We start from the raw sequence: 1,311 nt of genomic DNA on the forward strand, positions 1-1,311 counted from the left end.
CATTAGGATGTATAGTAAATGGATAATAACTTCAAGAAATCATAGTCTAATATTAAGGCTGGTGTGTTTTGGAGTGGCAAATGGCTATTATAATTATTGTAAGCCCATAGTCTTTTTAATGAAATAAATTGTAGCATACAGAGCGATTAACGAATTTAAGTTATTATGGAAGTACTGATATTCAATTTTATATTTATACTTATACTTGGATTAATATTAAAGGCAAACACACAAGAAAGTAAGGGGAAGATTAATACCTTTGTTGTGTTGTCGTTTGTTTCTTCATTTATTATTCATACATTCGTAGATCCCATGTCTGTTTTGGATTTACCTGCTTATGAAGATGCTTTTGTAGAGTGCATGAGCCTTCCCTTTTATAGACTAAAGGATGCCTTTTGGGCAGGTTCAATGGAAATAGGATTTCTATGGTATATGAAGTTTTTATCATTGATATCTGATGACTTTATTATTGTGCTAATAGTAAGTTCGTTAATTATGTTATGCTGTTACTATAGGACAATACTAACAAATTCGCCATATACTTATGTATCTATATTGTTTATATTGGTTACGGTATTTGATCAGTCTATATTTGTATTGAGACAGCATTTAGCAATGGCTTTGCTTACATTGTCATGGAATTCAATTATAAATAAAAATTATAGAAGGTTTGGTGCGTATATTATTATTGCTTTCTTATTGCATCGTAGCTCTTTGGTTTTTATACCTTTATTTTTTCTATATAATATAGAGAATAAAAAGATGTATATCACGGCTCTGTTGATATCGTGTTTGGTGTTTGCTGTTTCTTATTTTGTTGTTCTTCAGTATTTTGTATCGTTAATGGGGAGAGATTATACTGGATACTTGAATAACGTAAAATACGAAGGAGCTAATTATGTTGACTTTATATTGATGAGTGGGTTGTTTATATCTATGATTTTCTTTATGAAATCAGCTGTGTTTGAAAGAGGTATTAACAGATTATTATTATCAATAACGTCACTGGCTGTTATAGGAACATTTTTTGGTGTAGGAAATAGTTCGACAGGTCGATTGTTTTACTATTATACATCAATACCATTTATTCTCGTACCCAATATAATGAAATATATAAATAATCAAATCGTGCGTGTAGGTTTTGCTATATGTTACATCGGCGTGTATGTATACATATCATACTTGGGTTCGTCTGCAAAATATTTGGAAAATATGTCTTTTCTTTTTTGGTCGAAATAAAACATGAAAATCAAGAAACTCTTATGCTTGGTCGCATATTACGGCTTTGCTAGACATTTGCCAGCATCAACT

General features: G+C 30.5%; 1 protein-coding gene. It reads left to right on the forward strand.

Annotated elements, in window-relative coordinates; translation table 11 throughout:
* Positions 1–165: 165 nt before the first annotated feature.
* Positions 166–1,239 carry an EpsG family protein gene (locus HMPREF0671_RS08890; protein ID WP_036899674.1) on the forward strand — a complete coding sequence of 358 codons (1,074 nt, stop codon included), beginning with the start codon at positions 166–168 and terminating at the stop codon, positions 1,237–1,239.
* Positions 1,240–1,311 lie beyond the last annotated feature (72 nt).

It is taken from the genome of Prevotella sp. S7 MS 2 (assembly GCF_000762865.1).
Taxonomy (GTDB): Bacteria; Bacteroidota; Bacteroidia; order Bacteroidales; family Bacteroidaceae; genus Prevotella.

What these genes read in the sequence shown, in the direction of transcription:
- HMPREF0671_RS08890 (WP_036899674.1), top strand. Translation starts at nt 166, where the DNA reads ATGGAAGTACTGATATTCAATTTTATATTTATACTTATACTTGGATTA.